The organism is Corynebacterium sp. CCUG 61414 (genome assembly GCF_024453945.1).
Lineage (GTDB): Bacteria > Actinomycetota > Actinomycetes > Mycobacteriales > Mycobacteriaceae > Corynebacterium > Corynebacterium pseudogenitalium.
Genome location: NZ_JAGPYU010000003.1, coordinates 60619 through 80037, shown reverse-complemented (window position 1 = coordinate 80037; position 19419 = coordinate 60619). Strand labels below are relative to the sequence as shown.

The window sequence follows — 19419 nt, the reverse complement described above, 5'->3', positions numbered from 1 at the left end:
GCATTCGAAGGGACAGCGATGAGCACAGCACCTACACCAACGCCGACTCCCGTGAGTCGGCGTAAATTTCTCCAATGGTCAGGCCTCGTAGGAGGCGCAGCCGTAGCGACGACGGCCGTCTCTGGCACGCTCCTGCGCGGCACCCCAGGTGTCGGCGCCGCAGAGGCCGCAGAAGGCACAAGCACCGACCCGAAGTTCGTCTGGTCCGCCTGCACCGTCAACTGCGGCTCCCGCTGCCCGCTGCGCCTCCAAGTTGAGGACGGGCGCGTCATCCGCGTCCTTCCCGACGATGGCGGCGACAACTCCATCGGCTCGCAGCAGATCCGCGCCTGCGTGCGCGGCCGCTCGATCCGCCACCGCATCTACAACCCGGACCGGCTAAAGACGCCGCTGAAGCGCAAGCCGGGCACGAAGCGCGGCGACGGCGAGTGGATCGAAATCTCCTGGGAGCAAGCGCTCGACGAAATCGCCGACCAGATGAAGGGCATCCTGGACAAATACGGCAACGAGTCCATCTACCTCGCGTACGGCACGGGCACCATCGGCGGCACCGTGGCACGCTCCTGGCCACCCGCTGAAACCCCCTTCGCACGCTTTATGAACCTCATTGGCGGTTACCTGAACCACTACGCCGACTACTCCACCGCGCAGATCACGGCAGCCTACCCGTACCACTACGGTTCCTGGGTCACGTCGAACTCCTTCGACGACGTGAAGAACTCCAAGCTGCAGGTCATGTTCGGCAACAACCCGCTTGAGACCCGCATGTCCGGTGGTGGCGAGACGTTCGTCACCCAGCAGACGAAACGCAAGTACGGCGTGAAGACCATCGTGATCGACCCGCGCTACTCCGAGACCGCAGTCGGCCTTGGCGACGAATGGGTTCCGATCCGCCCGGGCACCGACGCAGCGCTCGTTGCAGGTATCGCGCACGTACTGCTCTCCGAGAACCTGCACGACCAAGCGTTCCTGGACAAGTATTGTGTCGGCTTTGACGAGGACCACATGCCGAAGGGCGCGCCGAAGAACGGCTCGTACCGCTCCTACATTGAGGGCAAGGGGCCGGATGGCGTCGAAAAGACTCCTGAGTGGGCCGCTCGCATCTGTGGGGTGCCTGCGCAGAAGATCCGCCAGCTTGCCCGAGAGATGGGCACGGCAAAGCCAACCGCAATTACCCAGGGCTGGGGTCCGCAGCGCCACGCGAACGGCGAGAACCAGTCGCGCGCGGTGTTTACGCTGGCAGCGCTGCTCGGGCAGATCGGTATCCCTGGTGGAGGCACCGGCGCTCGCGAAGGCTCGGCAAGCTTGCCGATGACGTACCCGTTCAACACGCAGTACGAGAACCCGGTGGAGACGTCGATCTCGGTTGCAATGTGGCCACAGGCCGTCGACCACGGCCCAGAGATGACCAAGACGAAGGACGGCGTACGCGGCAAGGACAAACTCGACGTCCCGATCAAGATGATCTGGCAATACGCCGGCAACACCAACACGAACCAGCACGGCGACCTCAATCGCACGGTCGAGCTGCTTCGCGACGACTCCAAGGCCGAACTCATCGTCGTCAGCGACATCCAGATGACGGTGTCCGCGCGCTACGCGGACTACGTTCTGCCGGACTGCTCCACCGCTGAGCAAACCGACATCATCCAGCAGGGCTCGGCGGGCAACCTGGAGTACACCATCCTGGCCTCCAACGCCATCAAACCGCTGTACGACTGTCGGCCGATTTACGACGTCATCGCCGACCTCGCTGAACGCTTCGGTGTGCGCGACAAATTCACCGAAGGCCGCACCCAGGAAGAGTGGCTGCGCTACACCCTCGACGAATCCCGCAAGGAGATCCCGGAGCTGCCGTCCTTTGAGGAGCTCAAGAAGATGGGTGTGTGGCGTCGAGAAGGCGAAACCACGGTCGCACTGAAAGACTTCCGTGAGGACCCAGTGGCCAACCCCCTGGAGACCCCGAGCGGCAAGATCGAGATCTTCTCCTCCGAGCTCTACGAAATGTCGAAGGAGTGGGAGTTTGACCCGAACATCGCAGGCGACAAGCTGACACCGCTGCCGGAGCAGGTCGCAACTTGGGAAGGCGCCGAGGAAGCCGCAGAGAACAAGGAGTACCCGCTGCAGGTCATCGGCCACCACACCAAGGGCCGCACCCACTCCTCCTACGGCAACGTCGATTGGCTGCGTGACGACGCCCACCCGCAGGTCCTCTGGATCAACCCCATCGACGCCAAGGAACGCGGCATCAAGAACGACGACCCCGTCTACGCCTACAACAAGCGTGGCCGGATCCGCTCCATCGCCCGCGTCACCCCGCGAATCGCACCGGGTGTCATCTCGGTGCCGCAGGGTTCCTGGTTCAACCCGAAGGACGGCGGCGTGGACGTAGGGGCATCCGTCAATACGCTGACCAGCTGGCATCCCTCCCCTCTTGCCAAGGGCAACGCGCAGCACACGGCGCTGTGCCAGGTTGAAAAAGCGAAATAACAACACCAAGGAGTGAAACAACAACATGGCTAACAACAACGACAAGCCGAGCAAGCGCCTTGGTTTCTTCTTCGACCAGACCTTGTGCAACGGCTGCAAAGCCTGCCAGATCGCCTGCAAGGACAAGCACAACACACCGATCGGCGTGAACTGGCGCCGCGTGGTCGAGTACTCGGGCGGCGACTGGAACCGCAACGCCGACGGCGAGCTGACCACCAATACGTTCACCTACTACACATCGGTGTCCTGCAACCACTGCGACAACCCGATCTGCACCAAGGTCTGCCCGACCACCGCGATGCACATCGGCGAGGACGGCGTCGTCTCCGTCGACCCGCACAAGTGCGTGGGCTGCCGCTACTGCGAGTGGGCGTGCCCCTACTCCGCGCCACAGTTCAACCCTGAAAAGGGCGTCATGACGAAGTGCGACCTGTGCGCCGACTACCGCGCAGAGGGCAAGGACCCGGCGTGCGTGGCCGCGTGCCCGTCGCGCGCGCTCGACTGGGGCCCTATCGACGAGCTGCGCAAGGAACACGGCGACGTCGCCGGCATCGCGCCGCTGCCGGACCCAACGTTTACCGAACCACGCCTGACCATCAAGCCGCACAAGGACGCAAAGCGCTGGGACGCGTTGGATGCTGGCGAGATCATGAACCCGGAAGAGGTCTAACTCATGAATATGCACGAATGGCCCCTCACGTTTTTCACTACGTTCGGGCAGATGGCAGTCGGCGCGTTCTTCGTCCTCGGCGTCATCACAATGGTGGGACGCACCCGCTACTCCGCGAACGCGATTAACCGCATTTGTGTGCCGGCGCTCTACGCAATCGGCCCAATCATGATCGCAGGCTTCTGCCTCGCGTTCTTCCACCTCGGCAACCCGATCAACGCGCTGAACGTGATGCGCCACATCAGTTCCTCCGGACTCACCCAGGAGCTCGTGGGCGGCTGCATCTTCGCGGCGCTCGGCTTCCTGTTCGCTGCCTGCCAGTTCTTTGACTGGGGCTCCGTGGGCACCCGCACAACCATCGCGGTCATCACCGCAATTGCCGGCATCGGGTTCATCGCCACCATGGCGCGCCTCTACATGCTGCCCACGATCCCATCGTGGAACCACTGGACCACCCCAGCAGCGTTCTACCTCTCCGCCGCGGTCACAGGTCTGCTCGCGATTGCGGTCGCGCTCACGGCGTACAACTGGCTCGAGGACTCAGAGCTCATCAAAAAGCTCATTCCGTCCGCGCGCAACGAAGACCAGACAGACGCCCAGAAGGAAGAGGTCTGGGACCTGATCCACGCGTCCCTGCGCTGGATCGGCATCGCGCTGACCGTCGTCGTGCCGCTCATTTTCATCGTGATGGTGTTCAACTACGGCCGCCCCGCGGGCCCGAACCCGGCGCAGTTTGAATTCAACATGACCGCGTTCGTCATCCGCATTGGTCTGCTGCTGGTCGGCGCGTTCATCGTGGGCCTCATCCTGGCGTTTGGCGGCCGCACCCGCCGCCCCACCTCGAGCGCAATGCTATGGATCACCGTCGCGTACATCCTGGTGGTCATCGCGGAGCTGCTCGGCCGCTTCATGTTCTACGGCGCAGTCGACCGGATCGGAATCTGATGCACACAGAGTTAGTTGAACGCTGCCACATCGCAGCAGACATCGTGGGGCAGCTCTTCCTCGACGAGCCGCAAGGCCCGCTTCTCGACGCCCTCTCCGACCCTTCCTTCCTGCAATCATGGCCGCTCGAGGACGACGCCTCGCAGCACGCCATCAACGCCCTGCTGGAAACGGAGCGCGACACCGCCGAAGCGTTGCAGCGCGACCACCTCTACCTGTTCATCGGCGTAAGCTCCCCGCTCGCCCAGCCGTACGAGTCCCCGTACTTTTCCAAGGACGGACTCGTCATGGATGAGGACGCCGCGGCCGTCGCCGCCGTTTACCACCAGGTTGGCTTTGACCCCGGCGCCGATAACCTCCCGCCGGACCACATCGGGCTGGAGTTCCGCTGTATCAGCCACCTGTGCGCCCTGGCGCTCAACGCGTCCTCCGAGGCCGATAAAGCCGCAGCGCTGGCGGTTCTTCGCTCCTTCACCGCCGAGCACCCCGCCCGCTTCGCTGAGCAGGTGCTTGGGGGCGTCGAAAGGCATGCGAACACCGCGATCTACCGGGCGCTGCCTGGGCTTACGCGGGGCGTGCTGGCCGCCGTCGAAACTCTCTAATACGAAAGCTCCCCACCTCGTCGCTGACGAGTGGGGAGCTTTTCTCTGCGCTGTGGCGCGAAGATGAAGGCTTATGCCTGGGTGGTGGACCCGCCGGCTGCCTCGATCTTCTCAACCGCAGACTTGGAGAACTTGGTAGCGGTGACTTCCAACTTGACGTTGATGTCGCCGTTGCCTAGCACCTTGACTGGGTGGTTCTTGCGAACCAGGCCAGCTGCGACGATGTCGTCGATGGTGATGGTGCCGCCGTTCGGGAACGCTTCTGCGAGCGCCTGAACGTTGACTACCTGGTACTCCACGCGGTTCGGGTTCTTGAAGCCCTTGAGCTTCGGCAGGCGCATGTGAAGTGGCATCTGGCCACCCTCGAATGCTGCGGAGACCTGCTTGCGAGCCTTGGTGCCCTTGGTACCACGGCCAGCGGTCTTGCCGCCCTTGCCTGCTTCACCGCGACCTACGCGGAACTTTGGTTTGTTAGCGCCCTTTGCTGGGCGCAGATCATGGAGCTTGATAATTTCAGCCATGTTGTTCTACTCCCCTGCAACTTCTTCGACGGTAACGAGGTGGCGAACCTTCAGGATCTGTCCACGGGTTGCGGCGTTGTCCTTCTTAATGACGGACTGGCCGATCTTGCGCAGACCGAGCGCCTCGAGGTTCTTACGGGTCAGTGGCTTCTCGCCAACCTTGCCGTGGTGCAATGTGATCTTCAAAGCCATTGTTCTTACGCCTCCTGTCCTGCGCGTGCGCGCAGCATGCGAGCAGGTGCGACGTCCTCGAGGTCCTTGCCACGCTTCGCAGCAACTTCCTCAGGGCGTACGAGCTGCTTGAGACCTGCAACCGTTGCCTGAACAACGTTCAGAGCGTTGTCAGAACCGATCGACTTAGCAAGGATGTCCTGGACGCCAGCGCACTCGAGCACTGGGCGAACTGCGCCACCGGCGATAACACCGGTACCTGGTGCAGCCGGGCGCAGCATAACGATGCCTGCTGCCTCTTCTGCCTGGACTGGGTGAGGAATGGTGCCACCGATCATCGGGACGCGGAAGAAGTTCTTACGTGCTTCTTCTGCACCCTTCTGGATAGCGGCAGGAACTTCCTTTGCCTTGCCGTAGCCAACGCCGACCATGCCCTTGCCGTCGCCAACGACGACGAGAGCGGTGAAGGACATGTTGCGTCCGCCCTTCACGGTCTTTGCGACACGGTTGATGGTGATGACGCGCTCGATGTACTTGTCGCGGTCATCATTCTGGTTGCGACGATCATCGCGACGGCCACGGCCACCGCGGTTGTTGCGCTCATTCTTCTTGTTCTGGTTGTCGGCGGAGCGTCCGCCGTCACGCCGTTCACGTTCGGCCATTACGCGATCCTTCCGTTGATGGTGATGATTGCGGTGGTCATTAGAACTTCAGACCACCTTCACGAGCGGCGTCGGCAAGAGCTGCGACGCGACCGTGGTACTTGTAACCTGCGCGGTCGAAGACGATAGCTTCGATGCCTGCAGCCTTGGCGCGCTCAGCGATCAGCTGACCAACCTTGGCTGCCTTTGCCTTCTTGTCACCTTCCATTGCGCGCACGTCAGCCTCGATGGAGGATGCCGCTGCGAGCGTGTGGCCAGCGAGATCGTCGATCAGCTGGACGTGGATGTGACGCGAAGAGCGGTGCACAACGAGACGTGGGGTCTCCGGGGTGCCGCGCAGCGTCTTGCGGATACGGAAGTGGCGACGTGCACGAGCCTCGCGGCGGCGGGAGGAAATATCCTTGCCGACCGGGGTGCGCTTGGTGTTCTCTGCAGAATTGCTCATGATTACTTACCCGTCTTTCCGACCTTGCGGCGAATCTGCTCACCTTCGTAGCGGATGCCCTTACCCTTGTATGGGTCATCCTTACGGAGGCGGCGGATGTTAGCCGCGATCTGGCCAACCTGCTGCTTGTCAATGCCCTCGATGGAGAACTTGGTGTTGCCATCGACTGCGAAGCTGATCCCTTCCGGAGCCTCAATGAGGATCGGGTGGGAGTAGCCGAGCGAGAACTCGAGGTTCTTGCCCTTGGCCTGGACACGGTAGCCGACACCGAAGATCTCCATGTTGATCTTGTAGCCCTCAGTCACGCCAACAACGAGGTTGTTGACCATGGAACGGGACAGGCCGTGCAGCGCACGGTGCTTACGGTGATCGTCCGGACGGGAGACGACAATCTCGTTGTCCTCAACCGCAGCGGTGATTGGCTCAGGCAGCTCGAAGTTGAGGGAACCCTTAGGGCCCTTGACCTCTACGACCTGACCGTTAATTTTAACTTCGACACCATTCGGGATGGCGATGGGTGCATTACCTACACGCGACATAGTCTTTTCAACCTCCCTTTACCAGACGTAGGCGAGAACTTCTCCGCCTACACCCTTCTCCTGGGCCTGACGGTCAGTGAGGAGACCCTGGGACGTGGAGATGATCGCCACACCCAGACCACCCAGCACCTGCGGCAGGTCGTTGGACTTTGCGTACACGCGCAGACCAGGCTTGGACACGCGACGCAGGCCAGCGATGGCAGCCTCACGGGTCGGGCCGTACTTGAGGTCCAGGGTCAGCTGCTTGCCAACCTTGGCGTCCTCAACCTTGTAATCAGCAATGTAGCCTTCCTGCTTCAGGATCTCGGCGATGTTTGCCTTGATCTTGGAGGAAGGCATTGTCACGCTCTCGTGCTGTGCGTGCGACGCGTTGCGCACGCGAGACAGCATGTCTGCGATTGGATCAGTCATCGTCATAAGATGTGACCGTTTACCTTTCTCGTTGCGGTTCCCTACCCACCTGACCAGCAAGACTATGTCGTGCCAGGTCGCGTTTTCCGCATGATCTGTCGGGGGCTACTTCACGCTCCCCACGCTCAATAACGCGGGGCGCTCGCCGCCTCCCTTGCACGCGGTCCGCTTCTCGGCGGGGGGCCTGCAACAAAGTTGGATGTACAATGTTCTCTCGGATTTTGCGCGCAGACAACCATCTGTGCACAAGTCCGTTTGGCCACATTACACTCCTTCTATACAAGAAACAAGTCACGTTGGCCCGATCGCTGCGTCGTATAGTCGGTGCTATGAAGCACCTCGACGAACTTTTCGACGCCCTCTCCGCCACCCGCACGCACCGCGAGGAGCTCTACCGCTGGTTCCACCTACACGCTGAGCTCTCGATGCAGGAAACCCAGACCTCACAGCGCATCGTTCAGGAACTTGAGGCAGCCGGGATCCCATACTCGGTATTGGGCGAAACGGGCGTCGTCGCCACCATCGAAAACGGGCCTGGTCCCGTCGTCGCCCTGCGCGGCGATACTGACGGCCTCCCAGTCAAGGAGGATTGCGGCAAGGGCTACGCCTGCACGCAGACCCAAGTCGATGCTGCGACGGGGCAAGAAGTGCCGGTGTCCCACGCGTGTGGGCACGACTTCCACATTTGCTCGGTGCTCGCGGCCCTCGTCGCGTTCAACACTTGCCGCGACGCCTGGTCCGGCACGCTGGTAGGCGTATTTCAGCCCGGCGAGGAAACTGCCTCCGGTGCACGTTCCATGGTTGAGCACGGTATCGCCGACGCGATCCCCCACCCCGACGTGTACTTGGGCCAACACGTGCTCAGCACGCTGCCATTGGGCCATGTGGGGACCCGGCCGGGCCCGGTGCTCTCCCAGGCGTTCTCGGTGAAGGTCACAGTACACGGAGTGGGTTCGCACGGATCCATGCCTGAGATGGGCGTCGATGCGGTCTTGTTGGCGTCGACAATTGTGACGAGGCTGCACACCGTAGTCTCCCGAGAGATTGCTGCTTCCGAAACCGCGGTGCTGACGGTCGGCGCGATCCATTCGGGAGCGAAATCCAACGTCATCCCGGATAGCGCGGAGCTGCTGATCAATACCCGCGCCTATTCGGAGGCGACGAGCGCGCACCTCAAGGAGGCCATCGAACGCATCGTGCGCGCTGAGTGCGAGGCAGCGCGTAGCCCGCAGCTGCCCGAGTTCGAGTACTACGACGCCTACCCGCTCACCAGCAACGATGCCGCAGTAACGCAGCGGGTACGCAACGCCTTCGAGGCGCGATTCGATGATGAAGCGCAGACGTTGGCGCAGGTCCCTGCCAGCGAGGACTTCTCGATCATCCCGGACGCGCTCGGCGTGCCGTACACGTTCTGGGGCCTCGGCGGCTTCGCCAGCTACCCGCATGCGCCGGGCAATCACAGCGCAGCGTTCGCGCCCGACCTCCAGCCGACGCTCGACCGCGGCGCCGAAGCGATGGTCACGGCTGCGAGCGCGTGGCTCATCAACAAGAACGACGACTAAGGTGGCACACATGGCTAACAACGAAGGTTTGCAATCAACACACGAGTGGCTCGAAGAGGTCTCCCGAACGCTCGGCGTTTCCCCGGATCTCACGCGCTCGCTGGTCGGCGACATTCTGAAGATGACAGCGGACGTCGCGCACAACGGCCCGTCGCGCCCGGCGGCTCCAACGACGGCGTTCGTCGTAGGCGTCGCAACCGGTGCGGCGCTCCAGGGCGATACTGATGCAGACGCAGCAACGACGCGCGCGGCGCTTGCCAAGGTAGCGAAGCTCCTGGAAACGTATGAGCAGGATTAATCGACGCTTCGCCGTCACGAAAGTCACCCGCACCGACAGCGGCTTCGCGCGCGATACCCGCGCCGATACCGTCACCGTGGAAGAGCCGCTGGCGATCCGCGCCACCGGCGACACGCTAACCACCACGATGCGGACCCCCGGCCACGACGTCGAGCTGGCACACGGCTGGATGTTCGCGGAGGGACTGATCAGCAGCGCAGAGGACGTTCGTTCCGCGCGCTACTGCGCGGGTGCGGTCGGGCCGAACGGCGAAAACACGTACAACACGCTCGACATCGACCTCGGGCCCGCGGCCTCCCCCGCTGCACCGCAGTTCATTCGCCTGACCACTACCACGAGCGCATGCGGCGTGTGCGGCACGCAGTCGATCGACGACATCATGGGCAAGGTGCCCGCGCCAATCACTCCCGTCCGCTTGGACCCGGACCTGGTGATGCGATTACCCGGCGCCCTTGCAACCGGCCAAAAGCAGTTCCGTAAGACAGGCGGCATCCACGCGGCCGGTGCGTTTACCTTTGACGGCGAACCTGTAGTAATCCGCGAGGACATCGGTCGACACAACGCGACCGACAAAGTCATTGGCCACCTACTACTCGAAGGGCTCCTGCCAGCCAGCGACCTGATCCTAGTTGTCAGCTCACGTGCGTCATTCGAGCTTGTGCAAAAGGCCGCGATGGCGGGCTTCCCGGCAATGGTTGCGGTCTCTGCGGCATCCTCCCTTGCCGTCGAACTGGCCCGCGAAACAAAAATGGCGCTCGCCGGCTTTGTGCGCGGCGAGCGCTTCAATCTGTACTCCGGGGAGCTTGCAGACTAGTCCTTGTACACCGTCTTCGTCTTGTTCAACCAAGCGTAGACACCGCCGATGCACAGGCCACCGCCGATGAAGTTGCCGATCCACACAGCAACCCAGTTGCTCAGGATTGCAGCGGCGGTGAATCCCTCAGGTGGCGTGCTGGACAGGAACGCCAGGGAGAACAGCGAGAAGTTCGCAATAACGTGCTCGAGGCCCAGGCCAACGAAGATAGCGATCAGTGGCAGGATCACGACGAACTTGGAGATGAACTCCTTCGCCAGCAGCGCACCAACAATCGCCATGTTGACAATGAAGTTCGCGAAGATCGCCTCAAGCAGTGCGCCGAAGAACGGCTTCGCCAACTTGCCCTCAACCAGAGTGACAATCAGGTGGCTGTTATCCATCGAGCCGAACTTGGCCGACTGGCTCATCACAGCCGCGAAAATGATCGCACCGATCAGGTTCGCCACCGTCACCACAACGACGAGCCAAATACCCTTGCCCCAGCTGAACACCTTGTCTGTCGCCGCCCAGGACGCAAACATCATGTCGCCCGTTGCAAGCTCCGCGTTCAGGATGACGATCGCGAACAGGCCAAGCCCGAACAGCAAGGCGAACACAACCGAGCCGAGCCCCGGCGCATATTCATTGACCGCATTTCCCGCCACCGCGGCGAACGCCGTACCGGCGGTCAGGTAAATGCCGGCGAGAATCGCGCGGACGAAAAACCGTGGCATCTCATTATCGAGAAGCTGCTCTTTCTTTTTGGCCCCAGCGTGGACCATTTCTTGCAAAGCCATTGTGGCCTCCTCAAATTCACCTGAGAGATTGTTGCAGAATGTCAGTCTATCCGACGTTTCCCAAAAGCAGTACATGCGTACTTTTCGGGTGTGCTCTGCAGGTTCCCCCAAAAGACGTACACCCCCGCAACCCGGTTGGGTCGCAGGGGTGTTCGTCGAAAAGCAGTGACGCGTTATGCGCGCTGCATCTTGCCATCCTTGTCAGCGAACGGGAAGCCGAGGTGGCGCAGGAGTGCGCGGCCCTCGTCGTCGTTCGTTGCGGTGGTGACGACAGTGATGTCCATACCGCGGACGCGATCGATCTTGTCGATGTCGATTTCGTAGAACATCGTCTGTTCGGTCAGGCCGAAGGTGTAGTTGCCTGCACCGTCGAACTGCTTGTCGCTGAGGCCACGGAAGTCACGAATACGTGGCAGAGCAACCGTCAGCAGGCGGTCCAGGAACTCCCACATGCGGTCGCCGCGGAGGGTGACCTTCGCGCCGATCGGCATGCCTTCACGGAGCTTGAAGTTAGCGATGGACTTCTTCGCGCGGCGAAGCTGTGGCTTCTGGCCGGTGATCGCGGCGAGGTCCTCGAGTGCGCCGTTGATGACCTTGGAGTCACGTGCAGCGTCGCCGACACCCATGTTGACAACAATCTTGGTCAGACCTGGGATCTGCATGACGTTGTCGTACTTGAACTCATCGTTGAGCTTGGTACGGATGTCCTCTTTGTACTGGGTCTTCAGACGAGGGGTGTAGTTCTCAGCCATGCTTAGATGTCCTTCCCGTTCGACTTTGCAACGCGGACCTTCTTGCCGTTTTCGTCGAAACGGTAGCCCACGCGCGTCGGCTTGCCGTCGGAATCCAGGACCATCACGTTGGAGACGTGGATCGGAGCTTCCTGGGTGACAATGCCGCCGGACTCTGCGCCGCGCTCGTTGTAGGAGTTCGCGACGTGCTTCTTCATGCGGTTCACGCCTTCAACGAGAACGCGCTGACGCTTCGGGTATGCCTCAATAACCTTGCCCTGCGCGCCCTTATCCTTGCCAGAGATGACCTGGACCATATCGCCCTTTTTGATTTTCATCCCTAGATCACCTCCGGTGCGAGAGAAACGATCTTCATGAACTTCTTGTCGCGCAGCTCGCGAGCAACTGGGCCGAAGATACGGGTGCCGCGTGGCTCGGTGTCGTTCTTGATCAGCACTGCAGCGTTCTCGTCGAACGCGATGTAGGAACCGTCCGGACGACGGGTCTCCTTCTTCGCGCGAACGATGACAGCCTTAACGACTTCGCCTTCCTTAACGTTGCCGCCTGGGGCAGCTTCCTTCACAGTGGCGACGATCGTATCGCCGATGCCGGCGAAGCGCCGAACGGATCCGCCGAGGACACGGATGCACAGAATTTCACGTGCACCGGTGTTGTCGGCGACCTTCAGGCGCGATTCCTTCTGAATCACTATTGGTCTCCTGACCTGGGTCGATGTGCGTTAGATTTCCGTCCTATACGCACGTGGTCAATGTCTTCGATGTCTTTTCGCTTGTCGACGGCGCCTTCGGCACCGCAGGCGTACATGCTCAGCTCGGAAACGCGCAGAACAAACACGCAGCAACGGACAACTGGAATATTAAAGCACGGAACATGCGCGCCTGCAAACCGCGACTTTTGGTTGTGTGGATTCGTGCCCGGTTCTGACCTTTGGTATGGTCATACCTATGAACTTCGATGGCACACTTGCGGATTCAATCGGCTTCAAGTCGTACCTCTACACCTACGAACTCCCCAAGTTCGCGGTACGCTCCATGCTCGCCGGCATGTTTTTGACGATCATGACGGCCTTCGCCACCGTCGCCTCCACCCAAGTAGAAAGCAGCGCCCCCGGCTACGGCCGCTTCGTGTTCGCAGCTATCTTCTGCCTCTCGCTGTACGTCATCGTTGTCCTGGGTGCGGAGCTCGCCACCGGCAACATGATGTTCATGACCTACGGCAGCGCCTCGGGACGCCTCCCCTGGCTCAAGGGCTTCCTGATGGTCTCCACCTGCACCATCTTCAACCTGCTCGGCGTCCTCATCACCGCGGTATTCCTGGTGCACGCCACGGCGTTCCAGCCGATCGGGATGGACAGCTTCCTCGCCGCGACCGTTGAGACCAAGCTCGCGAAGCCGGACAGCTTGCTGTTCATGGAAGGCATTTTCGCCAACATCGTGGTCAACATCGGCGTGCTGCTCGCCATCCAGGCTGGCAAGGACTTCACCGCGAAGTTCCTCGCCATCATGCTGATCGTTCCCGCATTCGCCGCAATGGGGTACGAGCACTCCATCGCCAGCTTCGTCGTCTTCTCCCTGGCGGGCTACGGCATCGGCGCCGAGCACTTCGCCGGGTTCACACTGACGAATGGCCTGATGAACTGGCTCATCGTGTGGGTCGGCAACTACATCGGTGGTGGCCTCATCATGGGCGGCGTCTATGCTTGGCTAAACAAGGGCGGCACCCCGGCAACCCCGCTGGCGACACGCCGCTAACCCCCAAGCAGAAAGAAAACGCCCCGTTCCCGCGAAGGGAAGGGGGCGTTCGTTATTGCTCGGTGAGCACTTAGCTCGAAGCAGCGATGCCCACGCCGGTTGCCGCAGCAACGATCGACAGGATGACCACAACGGCCATGTTGACGACACCGATGGACGAAAGCACAGCCGGAACCAGCAGCAGGTTCGGACCCTGCGGGCCAGCGAAGTTGCGCAGCTCGTTCATGACGTTGTTCAGCGGCTCTGGGTACTGTGCAGCACTTGCATCGGTAGCAACAACGCCAGACAGGACAACAACAGAAGCGGCAACTGCAATTGCGTTACGAAGTTTCATTCTTACGTTCTCTCTCTATGGTCTCGGGTGAATGGGTGGGATTTAGACGCGCTGCGAAGACGTCGCGATGTTCGTCAGGAAGCCCAAAGAGGACAGCAGTGCAGGCACGAGGATCAGGTTCTGTGCCTGGTAGCCACCGAGGCGCTTCAGCTCGTGCAGGACACCTGCCAGCGGTTCTGGCGCTGGCTGTGCTGCCTGTGCGACCGGTGCGCCCACTGCAAGAGCGGAAGCCACGAGGCCTGCGGCGAGAATGCGACGAAGTTTCATAGTTTTCCTCCTGTGATGTCCGCTAGACCCTTGTGAGCTAGCGCGCTGAACAAGACACCAACAGATTAACAGACCAATTTAAGGTTGTTGCCAGTTTTCTAAAAAACTTTTATTTTGCTTCTTCAGCTATCTTTTTCGGCTCGACGAAGAAGAGGGCATCGCCAAACTTCGTGTCTGCAGGAAGGCTTCTCGACGCCCCAATCTCCCCTACCCGCTTCGTATTCGAGACAACGACCGGAGTCGTCACTTCGTATCCTGCGTCGCGGATGGCATCGATATCGAACGTCGCGAGGAGCTGGCCTGCTTCCACGACGTCACCTTTCTCCACGTGTGCGGTGAAGTGCTCGCCCTTGAGGTTCACCGTGTCGAAGCCGATGTGCATAAGGATGTCCACGTTCTTGCCATCGGTCCCCTTGGCGCGGATTGCGTAGGCGTGGCCGGACGGGAACGTGACCGCAACCGTACCGGCGACGGGTGCGCGCAGCTCTCCAACCGTCGGCACGATTGCCACGCCGTTCCCCAGCTTGCCCTGGGCAAACATCGGGTCACTGACCGTCGCAAGCGGCACGGCGTTGCCCTCGAGTGGCGCCACGACGTGGAGCGCCTCGTCGGACGCCTCGAGCAGCGCTTGCTCGGCAGCGGCATCGGCGGCTGGATCCTCGGTTGCGTCCGGATCGATGCTGCCATGCTTGCCCACCAGGTAGCGCCCGTACCCGTAGGCCGCCACGAAGGCGATCACGAACGTAATGACACCGAGGATCAGGAAGGTCACCATGTCATTCGCGCGGATGGAGACCACGCCGATAAAGCCCGCCGCACCAAGCGCAACTGCCTTGACATCAAAGATCGCAATCAGCATTGCACCAATACCGGCCGCGCCGAGGCCGATAAAGAAGGGCCAGCGGAGGCGCAGGTTGACGCCGAAGATGGCGGGTTCCGTGATACCAAATACGGCCGAGATGCCCGAGGAACCAGCTAGACCTTTGAGCTTTGCGTTGCGCGCCAGGAAGTACACGGCAAGGGCCACTGCGCCTTGCGCGATGTTCGCCATGGAGGCCGTCGGGAAGATGAAGGAGCCGCCCTGATTAAACAGCTCGAGCTCGATTGGCGGGAAGGACTGGTGCAGGCCAGTGATCACGATCGGCGAGTACACCAGACCGAAGAGCAGGCCACCGATTGGGCCACCGAAGTCGTACAGGCTGGAGAGGCCGACAATCAGCAGGTCACCGAGCCAGCGGACAAACGGGCCGACGGCGATGAAGGTAATGAAGCCCGTAATCAGCAGGGTTGCCAGCGGAGTAATCAGGAAGTCCGCCGTACCCTTCAGACGCTTGTGGAACCACTTCTCGATCGTTGCCAAGATCCACGCGACCGCCAGCACCGGCAGCACCGCACCCTGGTAACCCGCCTGCGCGACAGGCAGGCCGAACAGGTCCCAGAACGGCATCGTGCCGTCGGCTACGGAGTTCGCCACGTCGTAGCCGTTGACCAACGCCGGGTGCACCATCGCCATGCCCATGCCGGCGCCGAGGTATTCGTTGCCACCGAAGCGCTTCGTCGCGGAGTACCCCACCAGCACTGGCAGGAACGCGAACGGTGCGGAGGCCAGCACGTTGATGATCTCCGTCAGGCCCTGGATCTGCGGGAACATCCCCACCAGGGAGTTCTCCCCGAACAACCCCTCGGCGGTCAGGACGTTGTTGAGCGCCATGAGCAGACCGCCGCCAACCAGGATTGGGATCAGCGGCACGAAGATGTCAGAAAAGACCTTAATGAAGCGCGTAAACCAGTTGCCCTGGTTCGCCGCTACTTCCTTCAGGTCTTCCGTGGAGACAGCAATGCTCTTGCTGGTCATGCTGTTGAGCTGATCAAAGACAATATCTACGTCGCCGGGGCCGACGATGATCTGGAACATGCCGCCGGTTGCGAACGTGCCCTTCAAATCAGGGTCGTTCTCCAGCGTATCCTGCGCAACCTTGTCGACGTCCTTAAGCACGAAACGCAGTCGCGTCGCGCAGTGGGCGACGCCAACGATGTTTTCCTCGCCCCCTACCCCGGCGAGGACCCGCCGGGCTACTTCTTTGTGGTCCATGTGGGAATCCTTTCTCTTCCCACACAGTCAAACATCTATACGGGCATAAATCAGCTTACTTGCGTCCGATTACCCCCGGTTGTGGCCGATTTCACGTACTTCCACAGCGACCCATGGGGCTCCCTCAGTACCGAAGACCGCCGAGGAGAACGCCACTTCCCCGTCTCCGGCAACAACTTCGAGCGCCGCCCCGTCAGCGCACACCACGAGTTCGCCCTGCGCGCATTGGGCGCGGCGCTCGTCACCGCCGACCGTCACGCTCACTGTTCCACGCCCGGCTTCGCCAGGCCGCCACGCCACGTGAGCACCAACGCCACCGGCATCGTCGACCAGGTCGGCCTCCCACGGCTGTCCCCTGAGAACTTCGCGGTGCACGACCATCCCCGCGGGATCGGTTGGGAGAAGGAGTTCGGTGCGAAGCTGGCCGTCGACAAGTTGGAGCCTGCGAGGCAACGTCAGCTGGTGCACCCAGCCCTCCGCTTCGAGCGTGGGCGTGTCGTCGCGGGCGGGCAGGCCCATCCAGCCGAGCAACAGCGCATCGCCATCGCCCTCGGCGACCATCTGCGGCGCGTAAAACTGATGCCCAAAGTCCAACGGGCGGAACTGCGACTCCACGCGGAACCACAGCCCATCCAGCGTGCCCACGACGTAGCCGCACTCGTCCGAGCCCGGGTACTGCGGGCACAGCACCAGCACCTCGCGCCACTGCCCCGTCGCGTGGTCACGCATCCGCAGCAGGTTCGGGCACTCCCACATGTAGGCGGCCTCAACGCGCGGGTCCAGCCCCTCGAACTGCAGCGCGCCAGCAAACGACCAGTTCACCAGGTCCGGTGACTCGTAGAGCACCACCGCGCCGCGCTCCTCCTCACGCTGCGCACCGAGCACCATGCGCCAGGAGCCGTCCTCATTCTGAGTGACGTGCGGGTCCCGGTAGTGGGCGGTAAAGCCGAGGGCTGGGCCGTCAATGAGCGGATTCTCCGGCGCACGGTGGTACACACCGCCCATCGGGCCCTCCAAGTCCTCAACGCGGACCAGGTTCTGCGTGGTCAGGCGGCGCCCATCCTCCTTCACGTTGCCGGTGTAAAACAGCATGACCTCACCGTCGTGGACCACGGAGGACCCGGAGTAGCACCCGTGCGTGTCGTACGGGAAGTCCGGATACAGCGCGTCCGGAAGGTGGCGCCACTGGCCCAGGCTCTCCTCACCCCCAATTGTGGTGACGGCGTGGCCCCAACCGGTGCGCTTCGCAGCGTGCGGAAAGCACGGATCATGCTGGTAAAACACGTGGAGTTGGTCGCCGATGAGCGTGACGCCGTTCGGGTCGTTGAGGCGCCCTTGCGGCGGGGACAGGTGAAATGTTGGCCGGTACGTCATGCGACTTAGTCTACGGTGGAACCATGATCACTGTGTACGGCGAAGCCCTCGTTGACCTTGTCCCCCAGGACCGTTCCCCGCTCGCGCCGCTGGTGCCCGCGCTCGGTGGCGGCCCGTTCAATGTGGCCCGAGCTCTGGGCCGACTCGGCGCAGACGTCTCCTTCCAGTCACGGTTGTCTCGTGACAACTTCGGGGAGGCACTCGCCCAATCGCTTCTCGACGCCCACGTGGACCTCACCAACTGCGGCCGCGGCGACGAGCCCACCACCCTTGCTGTCACCGCCCTGGCGGAGAACGGCTCTGCAACGTACACGTTCTACGTCGACGGCACCGCCGACCGCTTCGCACAGCCGGTCCCGGTTCAGGAGGGCTACGCGGTGTTCGGGACCCTGTCCCTGGCGCTAGAGCCCGCGTCGCTGCGTTACGCGGAGGCCGCCTCTGAGTCGGCAAAGCACGGCGCGATCGTCTGCCTGGACCCGAATATCCGCCCGGCGTTCGCCTCCGAGAAACACCGCCTGTTCCTGCGGGGGCTGCTCGATTCCGTAACGGTGCTCAAACTCTCCGACGAGGAAGTCGAGTTCCTCGGTGACACCTCCCACGTGCCAGTCGTGGTGACCACGCTCGGCGCCGACGGCCTGCGGGTACGCGCGCCGTTCGGCACGGTCACGGTCCCCTCACCGAAGGTCACGGTCGCGGACACGATTGGGGCCGGGGACACGGTGATGGCGGCGCTGGTCCACCAGTTCGACGCCCGCGGCCTGGACCGCGACGGCCTGCTCGCCCTGGACGAGGAGGAGTGGCGCGAGATCCTCACGTTCGCCACCCGCGCGGCCGCGATCACGGTGTCGCGCACCGGTGCAGACACCCCCTTCGCCCACGAGCTGGATTAGGAAGCCGCGTACGCTGGCTCCCACCCAAGCGCCGGCGCGACGTGCTCGGCGAACCCGCGCAGGATCTGCATGCACACGTCCACCCCGGCCTGGTTCGGAACGGTGAGCATCAGCGTGTCCGAGGCCTGGATTGCTGGGTCATTACCGAGCTCCTCGATGAGCTGGTCGGCCTCTGCGGCGTACGTCTTGCCGAACGTGGTGTACACACCACGCTCAATCTGGCCGATCTGTTCCTCGGTATCCAGCAGTCCGAAGAGCCGCTCGGTGTCCTCGTCCACGATCGGAAAGATAGAACGAGAAACAGAAACGCGCGGCTCCCAGTCGTGGCCCGCGGCCGCCCACGCCTTCCGGTAGTGCTGAATCTGTTCCGCCTGCAGCTCGCCGAGGCTGCGGCCGTCGGCTTCCGAAATCAGCGTGGAGCTCATCAGGTTCACGCCGTCGCGGGCAGCCTGCTCGGCGCTGGCGAAGGTACCTGCGCCCCACCACACCCGGCGCGCCGCCCCCTCGGAGTGTGGCAACACCGCAAGCGGGCTGGCAGGCGGGTACATCTGCGGGTACTGCTCCTCAAGGGATGCGGCGAGCGCCATCGGGTCCCCGCGCAGCGCGGAAATGAAACGCTGGAAATGTGCACGCGCCAGGTCAGAACCGTTCGCGGCCTCTGACTCGTAGCCGAAAGCGCGCCACCCTCTATCGGCAGGCTCCGGTGACCCGCGGGAGACGCCGAAGGCGAGGCGGCCGTCGCTTAGCAAATCGAGCGCGGCGACGTCCTCCGCGAGCTGCAGCGGGTTGGCGTAGCGCATATCGACGACGCCGGTGCCCACCTCAATGTGCTTCGTCGCCGACGCCATCGCGCCAAGCAGGGCAATCGGAGACGCGAACTGCGGCGCAAAGTGATGCACGCGCACGTATGCGCCGTTGACACCGATAGCATCCGCCTGGCGTGCCAGCTCCACAGTGTCCTGCAGCGCCTCGCGCGCGGTCATCCCCTGGCGCCCGGGTGGTGCGTGGTGACCGAATGAAAGGAACCCAAACTTCTTCATGCGGCCACTC

24 protein-coding genes are annotated in these 19419 nt (G+C 62.3%); 9 read left to right on the top strand and 15 right to left on the bottom strand.

All coding sequences use genetic code 11. The annotated features are described in order from the left end of the window. Positions 1 to 18 precede the first annotated feature (18 nt). From KBX14_RS04015 to KBX14_RS04000, 4 genes are read left to right on the top strand one after another with little or no spacing between them, the layout of a single operon-like run. Positions 19 to 2490 carry a DMSO/selenate family reductase complex A subunit gene (locus tag KBX14_RS04015; RefSeq protein ID WP_256041880.1) on the top strand — a complete coding sequence of 824 codons (2472 nt, stop codon included), beginning with the start codon at positions 19 to 21 and terminating at the stop codon, positions 2488 to 2490. A gap of 25 nt (positions 2491 to 2515) precedes the next feature. After that, positions 2516 to 3160 carry a DMSO/selenate family reductase complex B subunit gene (locus tag KBX14_RS04010; RefSeq protein WP_070363070.1) on the top strand — a complete coding sequence of 215 codons (645 nt, stop codon included), beginning with the start codon at positions 2516 to 2518 and terminating at the stop codon, positions 3158 to 3160. A gap of 3 nt (positions 3161 to 3163) precedes the next feature. Then, positions 3164 to 4105 carry a DmsC/YnfH family molybdoenzyme membrane anchor subunit gene (locus KBX14_RS04005; protein WP_070363071.1) on the top strand — a complete coding sequence of 314 codons (942 nt, stop codon included), beginning with the start codon at positions 3164 to 3166 and terminating at the stop codon, positions 4103 to 4105. Then, on the top strand, positions 4105 to 4707 hold the full coding sequence (locus tag KBX14_RS04000) for a molecular chaperone (RefSeq protein WP_256041879.1): 603 nt from the start codon (positions 4105 to 4107) through the stop codon (positions 4705 to 4707). The genes KBX14_RS04005 and KBX14_RS04000 overlap by 1 nt, the downstream gene beginning before the upstream one ends. 71 nt (positions 4708 to 4778) lie before the next feature. Here the strand turns inward: KBX14_RS04000 and rplO are convergent, their stop codons facing one another. Genes rplO through rpsH form a run of 6 tightly spaced genes read right to left on the bottom strand, consistent with a single transcriptional unit; the run spans position 4779 to position 7462 of the window. After that, on the bottom strand, positions 4779 to 5228 hold the full coding sequence (gene rplO, locus KBX14_RS03995; protein WP_256041878.1) for a 50S ribosomal protein L15: 450 nt from the start codon (positions 5226 to 5228) through the stop codon (positions 4779 to 4781). A gap of 6 nt (positions 5229 to 5234) precedes the next feature. Next, the gene (rpmD, locus tag KBX14_RS03990) at positions 5235 to 5420 is read right to left on the bottom strand and encodes a 50S ribosomal protein L30 (RefSeq protein WP_070363074.1); all 186 of its coding nucleotides are present in this window, start codon (positions 5418 to 5420) and stop codon (positions 5235 to 5237) included. Between the two features lie 5 nt (positions 5421 to 5425). Further along, positions 5426 to 6061 (bottom strand): 30S ribosomal protein S5, encoded by a 636-nt coding sequence (gene rpsE, locus KBX14_RS03985; RefSeq protein WP_070363075.1) that lies wholly within the window; start codon positions 6059 to 6061, stop codon positions 5426 to 5428. 40 nt (positions 6062 to 6101) lie between these two features. After that, complete coding sequence (gene rplR / locus KBX14_RS03980; protein WP_070363076.1) at positions 6102 to 6506, bottom strand: 50S ribosomal protein L18; 405 nt, start codon at positions 6504 to 6506, stop codon at positions 6102 to 6104. Between the two features lie 2 nt (positions 6507 to 6508). After that, complete coding sequence (gene rplF, locus KBX14_RS03975) at positions 6509 to 7045, bottom strand: 50S ribosomal protein L6 (protein ID WP_070477559.1); 537 nt, start codon at positions 7043 to 7045, stop codon at positions 6509 to 6511. A gap of 18 nt (positions 7046 to 7063) precedes the next feature. Further along, positions 7064 to 7462 (bottom strand): 30S ribosomal protein S8, encoded by a 399-nt coding sequence (gene rpsH / locus KBX14_RS03970; RefSeq protein WP_070363078.1) that lies wholly within the window; start codon positions 7460 to 7462, stop codon positions 7064 to 7066. A gap of 323 nt (positions 7463 to 7785) precedes the next feature. Here rpsH and KBX14_RS03965 point away from each other — a divergent pair, with 323 nt between their 5' ends. From KBX14_RS03965 to fdhD, 3 genes are read left to right on the top strand one after another with little or no spacing between them, the layout of a single operon-like run. Continuing rightward, positions 7786 to 9018 (top strand): amidohydrolase, encoded by a 1233-nt coding sequence (locus tag KBX14_RS03965; protein ID WP_256000509.1) that lies wholly within the window; start codon positions 7786 to 7788, stop codon positions 9016 to 9018. Positions 9019 to 9028: 10 nt separating this feature from the next. Further along, a complete protein-coding gene (locus KBX14_RS03960; RefSeq protein WP_070976034.1) occupies positions 9029 to 9316 on the top strand; it encodes a DUF6457 domain-containing protein in 288 nt (95 codons plus the stop codon). Then, on the top strand, positions 9303 to 10130 hold the full coding sequence (fdhD, locus tag KBX14_RS03955) for a formate dehydrogenase accessory sulfurtransferase FdhD (RefSeq protein WP_071572775.1): 828 nt from the start codon (positions 9303 to 9305) through the stop codon (positions 10128 to 10130). The genes KBX14_RS03960 and fdhD overlap by 14 nt, the downstream gene beginning before the upstream one ends. Here fdhD and KBX14_RS03950 read toward each other — a convergent pair. From KBX14_RS03950 to rplN, 4 genes are all read right to left on the bottom strand, one after another. After that, positions 10127 to 10909 carry a formate/nitrite transporter family protein gene (locus KBX14_RS03950; RefSeq protein WP_070363080.1) on the bottom strand — a complete coding sequence of 261 codons (783 nt, stop codon included), beginning with the start codon at positions 10907 to 10909 and terminating at the stop codon, positions 10127 to 10129. The genes fdhD and KBX14_RS03950 overlap by 4 nt on opposite strands. 173 nt (positions 10910 to 11082) lie before the next feature. Continuing rightward, positions 11083 to 11661: a 50S ribosomal protein L5 gene (gene rplE, locus KBX14_RS03945; protein WP_070363081.1), complete on the bottom strand. Its 579-nt coding sequence runs from the start codon at positions 11659 to 11661 to the stop codon at positions 11083 to 11085. Positions 11662 to 11663: 2 nt separating this feature from the next. Continuing rightward, a complete protein-coding gene (rplX, locus tag KBX14_RS03940) occupies positions 11664 to 11978 on the bottom strand; it encodes a 50S ribosomal protein L24 (RefSeq protein ID WP_070363082.1) in 315 nt (104 codons plus the stop codon). 2 nt (positions 11979 to 11980) lie between these two features. After that, positions 11981 to 12349 carry a 50S ribosomal protein L14 gene (gene rplN / locus KBX14_RS03935; protein WP_070363083.1) on the bottom strand — a complete coding sequence of 123 codons (369 nt, stop codon included), beginning with the start codon at positions 12347 to 12349 and terminating at the stop codon, positions 11981 to 11983. A 256-nt stretch (positions 12350 to 12605) separates the two neighbouring features. Between rplN and KBX14_RS03930 the strand changes: the two genes are divergently transcribed. Further along, complete coding sequence (locus tag KBX14_RS03930; RefSeq protein WP_070363587.1) at positions 12606 to 13412, top strand: formate/nitrite transporter family protein; 807 nt, start codon at positions 12606 to 12608, stop codon at positions 13410 to 13412. A gap of 70 nt (positions 13413 to 13482) precedes the next feature. On the opposite strand, the gene KBX14_RS03925 is transcribed toward KBX14_RS03930, so the two are convergent. The 4 genes from KBX14_RS03925 to KBX14_RS03910 all read right to left on the bottom strand — a co-directional run bounded on the left by KBX14_RS03925 (position 13483) and on the right by KBX14_RS03910 (position 17479). Further along, on the bottom strand, positions 13483 to 13746 hold the full coding sequence (locus tag KBX14_RS03925; protein WP_070363084.1) for a hypothetical protein: 264 nt from the start codon (positions 13744 to 13746) through the stop codon (positions 13483 to 13485). A 42-nt stretch (positions 13747 to 13788) separates the two neighbouring features. Next, entirely contained in the window at positions 13789 to 14013 is a 225-nt protein-coding gene (locus KBX14_RS03920) for a hypothetical protein (protein WP_070363085.1), read from the bottom strand. 109 nt (positions 14014 to 14122) lie between these two features. Continuing rightward, complete coding sequence (locus tag KBX14_RS03915) at positions 14123 to 16105, bottom strand: sucrose-specific PTS transporter subunit IIBC (RefSeq protein ID WP_256000508.1); 1983 nt, start codon at positions 16103 to 16105, stop codon at positions 14123 to 14125. 69 nt (positions 16106 to 16174) lie between these two features. Beyond that, the gene (locus KBX14_RS03910) at positions 16175 to 17479 is read right to left on the bottom strand and encodes a glycoside hydrolase family 32 protein (RefSeq protein WP_256041877.1); all 1305 of its coding nucleotides are present in this window, start codon (positions 17477 to 17479) and stop codon (positions 16175 to 16177) included. 23 nt (positions 17480 to 17502) lie between these two features. Between KBX14_RS03910 and KBX14_RS03905 the strand changes: the two genes are divergently transcribed. Further along, positions 17503 to 18369 (top strand): carbohydrate kinase, encoded by an 867-nt coding sequence (locus KBX14_RS03905; RefSeq protein WP_256000506.1) that lies wholly within the window; start codon positions 17503 to 17505, stop codon positions 18367 to 18369. Here the strand turns inward: KBX14_RS03905 and KBX14_RS03900 are convergent. Then, positions 18366 to 19409, bottom strand: coding sequence for an LLM class flavin-dependent oxidoreductase (locus KBX14_RS03900; protein ID WP_070363089.1), 1044 nt, complete (start codon positions 19407 to 19409; stop codon positions 18366 to 18368). The two genes, KBX14_RS03905 and KBX14_RS03900, sit on opposite strands and share 4 nt — an antisense overlap. Positions 19410 to 19419 lie beyond the last annotated feature (10 nt).

Coding starts and splice junctions, on each gene's coding strand:
- KBX14_RS04015 (WP_256041880.1), top strand. CDS start 19: ATGAGCACAGCACCTACACCAACGCCGACTCCCGTGAGTCGGCGTAAA.
- KBX14_RS04010 (WP_070363070.1), top strand. CDS start 2,516: ATGGCTAACAACAACGACAAGCCGAGCAAGCGCCTTGGTTTCTTCTTC.
- KBX14_RS04005 (WP_070363071.1), top strand. CDS start 3,164: ATGAATATGCACGAATGGCCCCTCACGTTTTTCACTACGTTCGGGCAG.
- KBX14_RS04000 (WP_256041879.1), top strand. CDS start 4,105: ATGCACACAGAGTTAGTTGAACGCTGCCACATCGCAGCAGACATCGTG.
- rplO (WP_256041878.1), bottom strand. CDS start 5,228: ATGGCTGAAATTATCAAGCTCCATGATCTGCGCCCAGCAAAGGGCGCT.
- rpmD (WP_070363074.1), bottom strand. CDS start 5,420: ATGGCTTTGAAGATCACATTGCACCACGGCAAGGTTGGCGAGAAGCCA.
- rpsE (WP_070363075.1), bottom strand. CDS start 6,061: ATGGCCGAACGTGAACGGCGTGACGGCGGACGCTCCGCCGACAACCAG.
- rplR (WP_070363076.1), bottom strand. CDS start 6,506: ATGAGCAATTCTGCAGAGAACACCAAGCGCACCCCGGTCGGCAAGGAT.
- rplF (WP_070477559.1), bottom strand. CDS start 7,045: ATGTCGCGTGTAGGTAATGCACCCATCGCCATCCCGAATGGTGTCGAA.
- rpsH (WP_070363078.1), bottom strand. CDS start 7,462: ATGACGATGACTGATCCAATCGCAGACATGCTGTCTCGCGTGCGCAAC.
- KBX14_RS03965 (WP_256000509.1), top strand. CDS start 7,786: ATGAAGCACCTCGACGAACTTTTCGACGCCCTCTCCGCCACCCGCACG.
- KBX14_RS03960 (WP_070976034.1), top strand. CDS start 9,029: ATGGCTAACAACGAAGGTTTGCAATCAACACACGAGTGGCTCGAAGAG.
- fdhD (WP_071572775.1), top strand. CDS start 9,303: ATGAGCAGGATTAATCGACGCTTCGCCGTCACGAAAGTCACCCGCACC.
- KBX14_RS03950 (WP_070363080.1), bottom strand. CDS start 10,909: ATGGCTTTGCAAGAAATGGTCCACGCTGGGGCCAAAAAGAAAGAGCAG.
- rplE (WP_070363081.1), bottom strand. CDS start 11,661: ATGGCTGAGAACTACACCCCTCGTCTGAAGACCCAGTACAAAGAGGAC.
- rplX (WP_070363082.1), bottom strand. CDS start 11,978: ATGAAAATCAAAAAGGGCGATATGGTCCAGGTCATCTCTGGCAAGGAT.
- KBX14_RS03930 (WP_070363587.1), top strand. CDS start 12,606: ATGAACTTCGATGGCACACTTGCGGATTCAATCGGCTTCAAGTCGTAC.
- KBX14_RS03925 (WP_070363084.1), bottom strand. CDS start 13,746: ATGAAACTTCGTAACGCAATTGCAGTTGCCGCTTCTGTTGTTGTCCTG.
- KBX14_RS03920 (WP_070363085.1), bottom strand. CDS start 14,013: ATGAAACTTCGTCGCATTCTCGCCGCAGGCCTCGTGGCTTCCGCTCTT.
- KBX14_RS03915 (WP_256000508.1), bottom strand. CDS start 16,105: ATGGACCACAAAGAAGTAGCCCGGCGGGTCCTCGCCGGGGTAGGGGGC.
- KBX14_RS03910 (WP_256041877.1), bottom strand. CDS start 17,479: ATGACGTACCGGCCAACATTTCACCTGTCCCCGCCGCAAGGGCGCCTC.
- KBX14_RS03905 (WP_256000506.1), top strand. CDS start 17,503: ATGATCACTGTGTACGGCGAAGCCCTCGTTGACCTTGTCCCCCAGGAC.
- KBX14_RS03900 (WP_070363089.1), bottom strand. CDS start 19,409: ATGAAGAAGTTTGGGTTCCTTTCATTCGGTCACCACGCACCACCCGGG.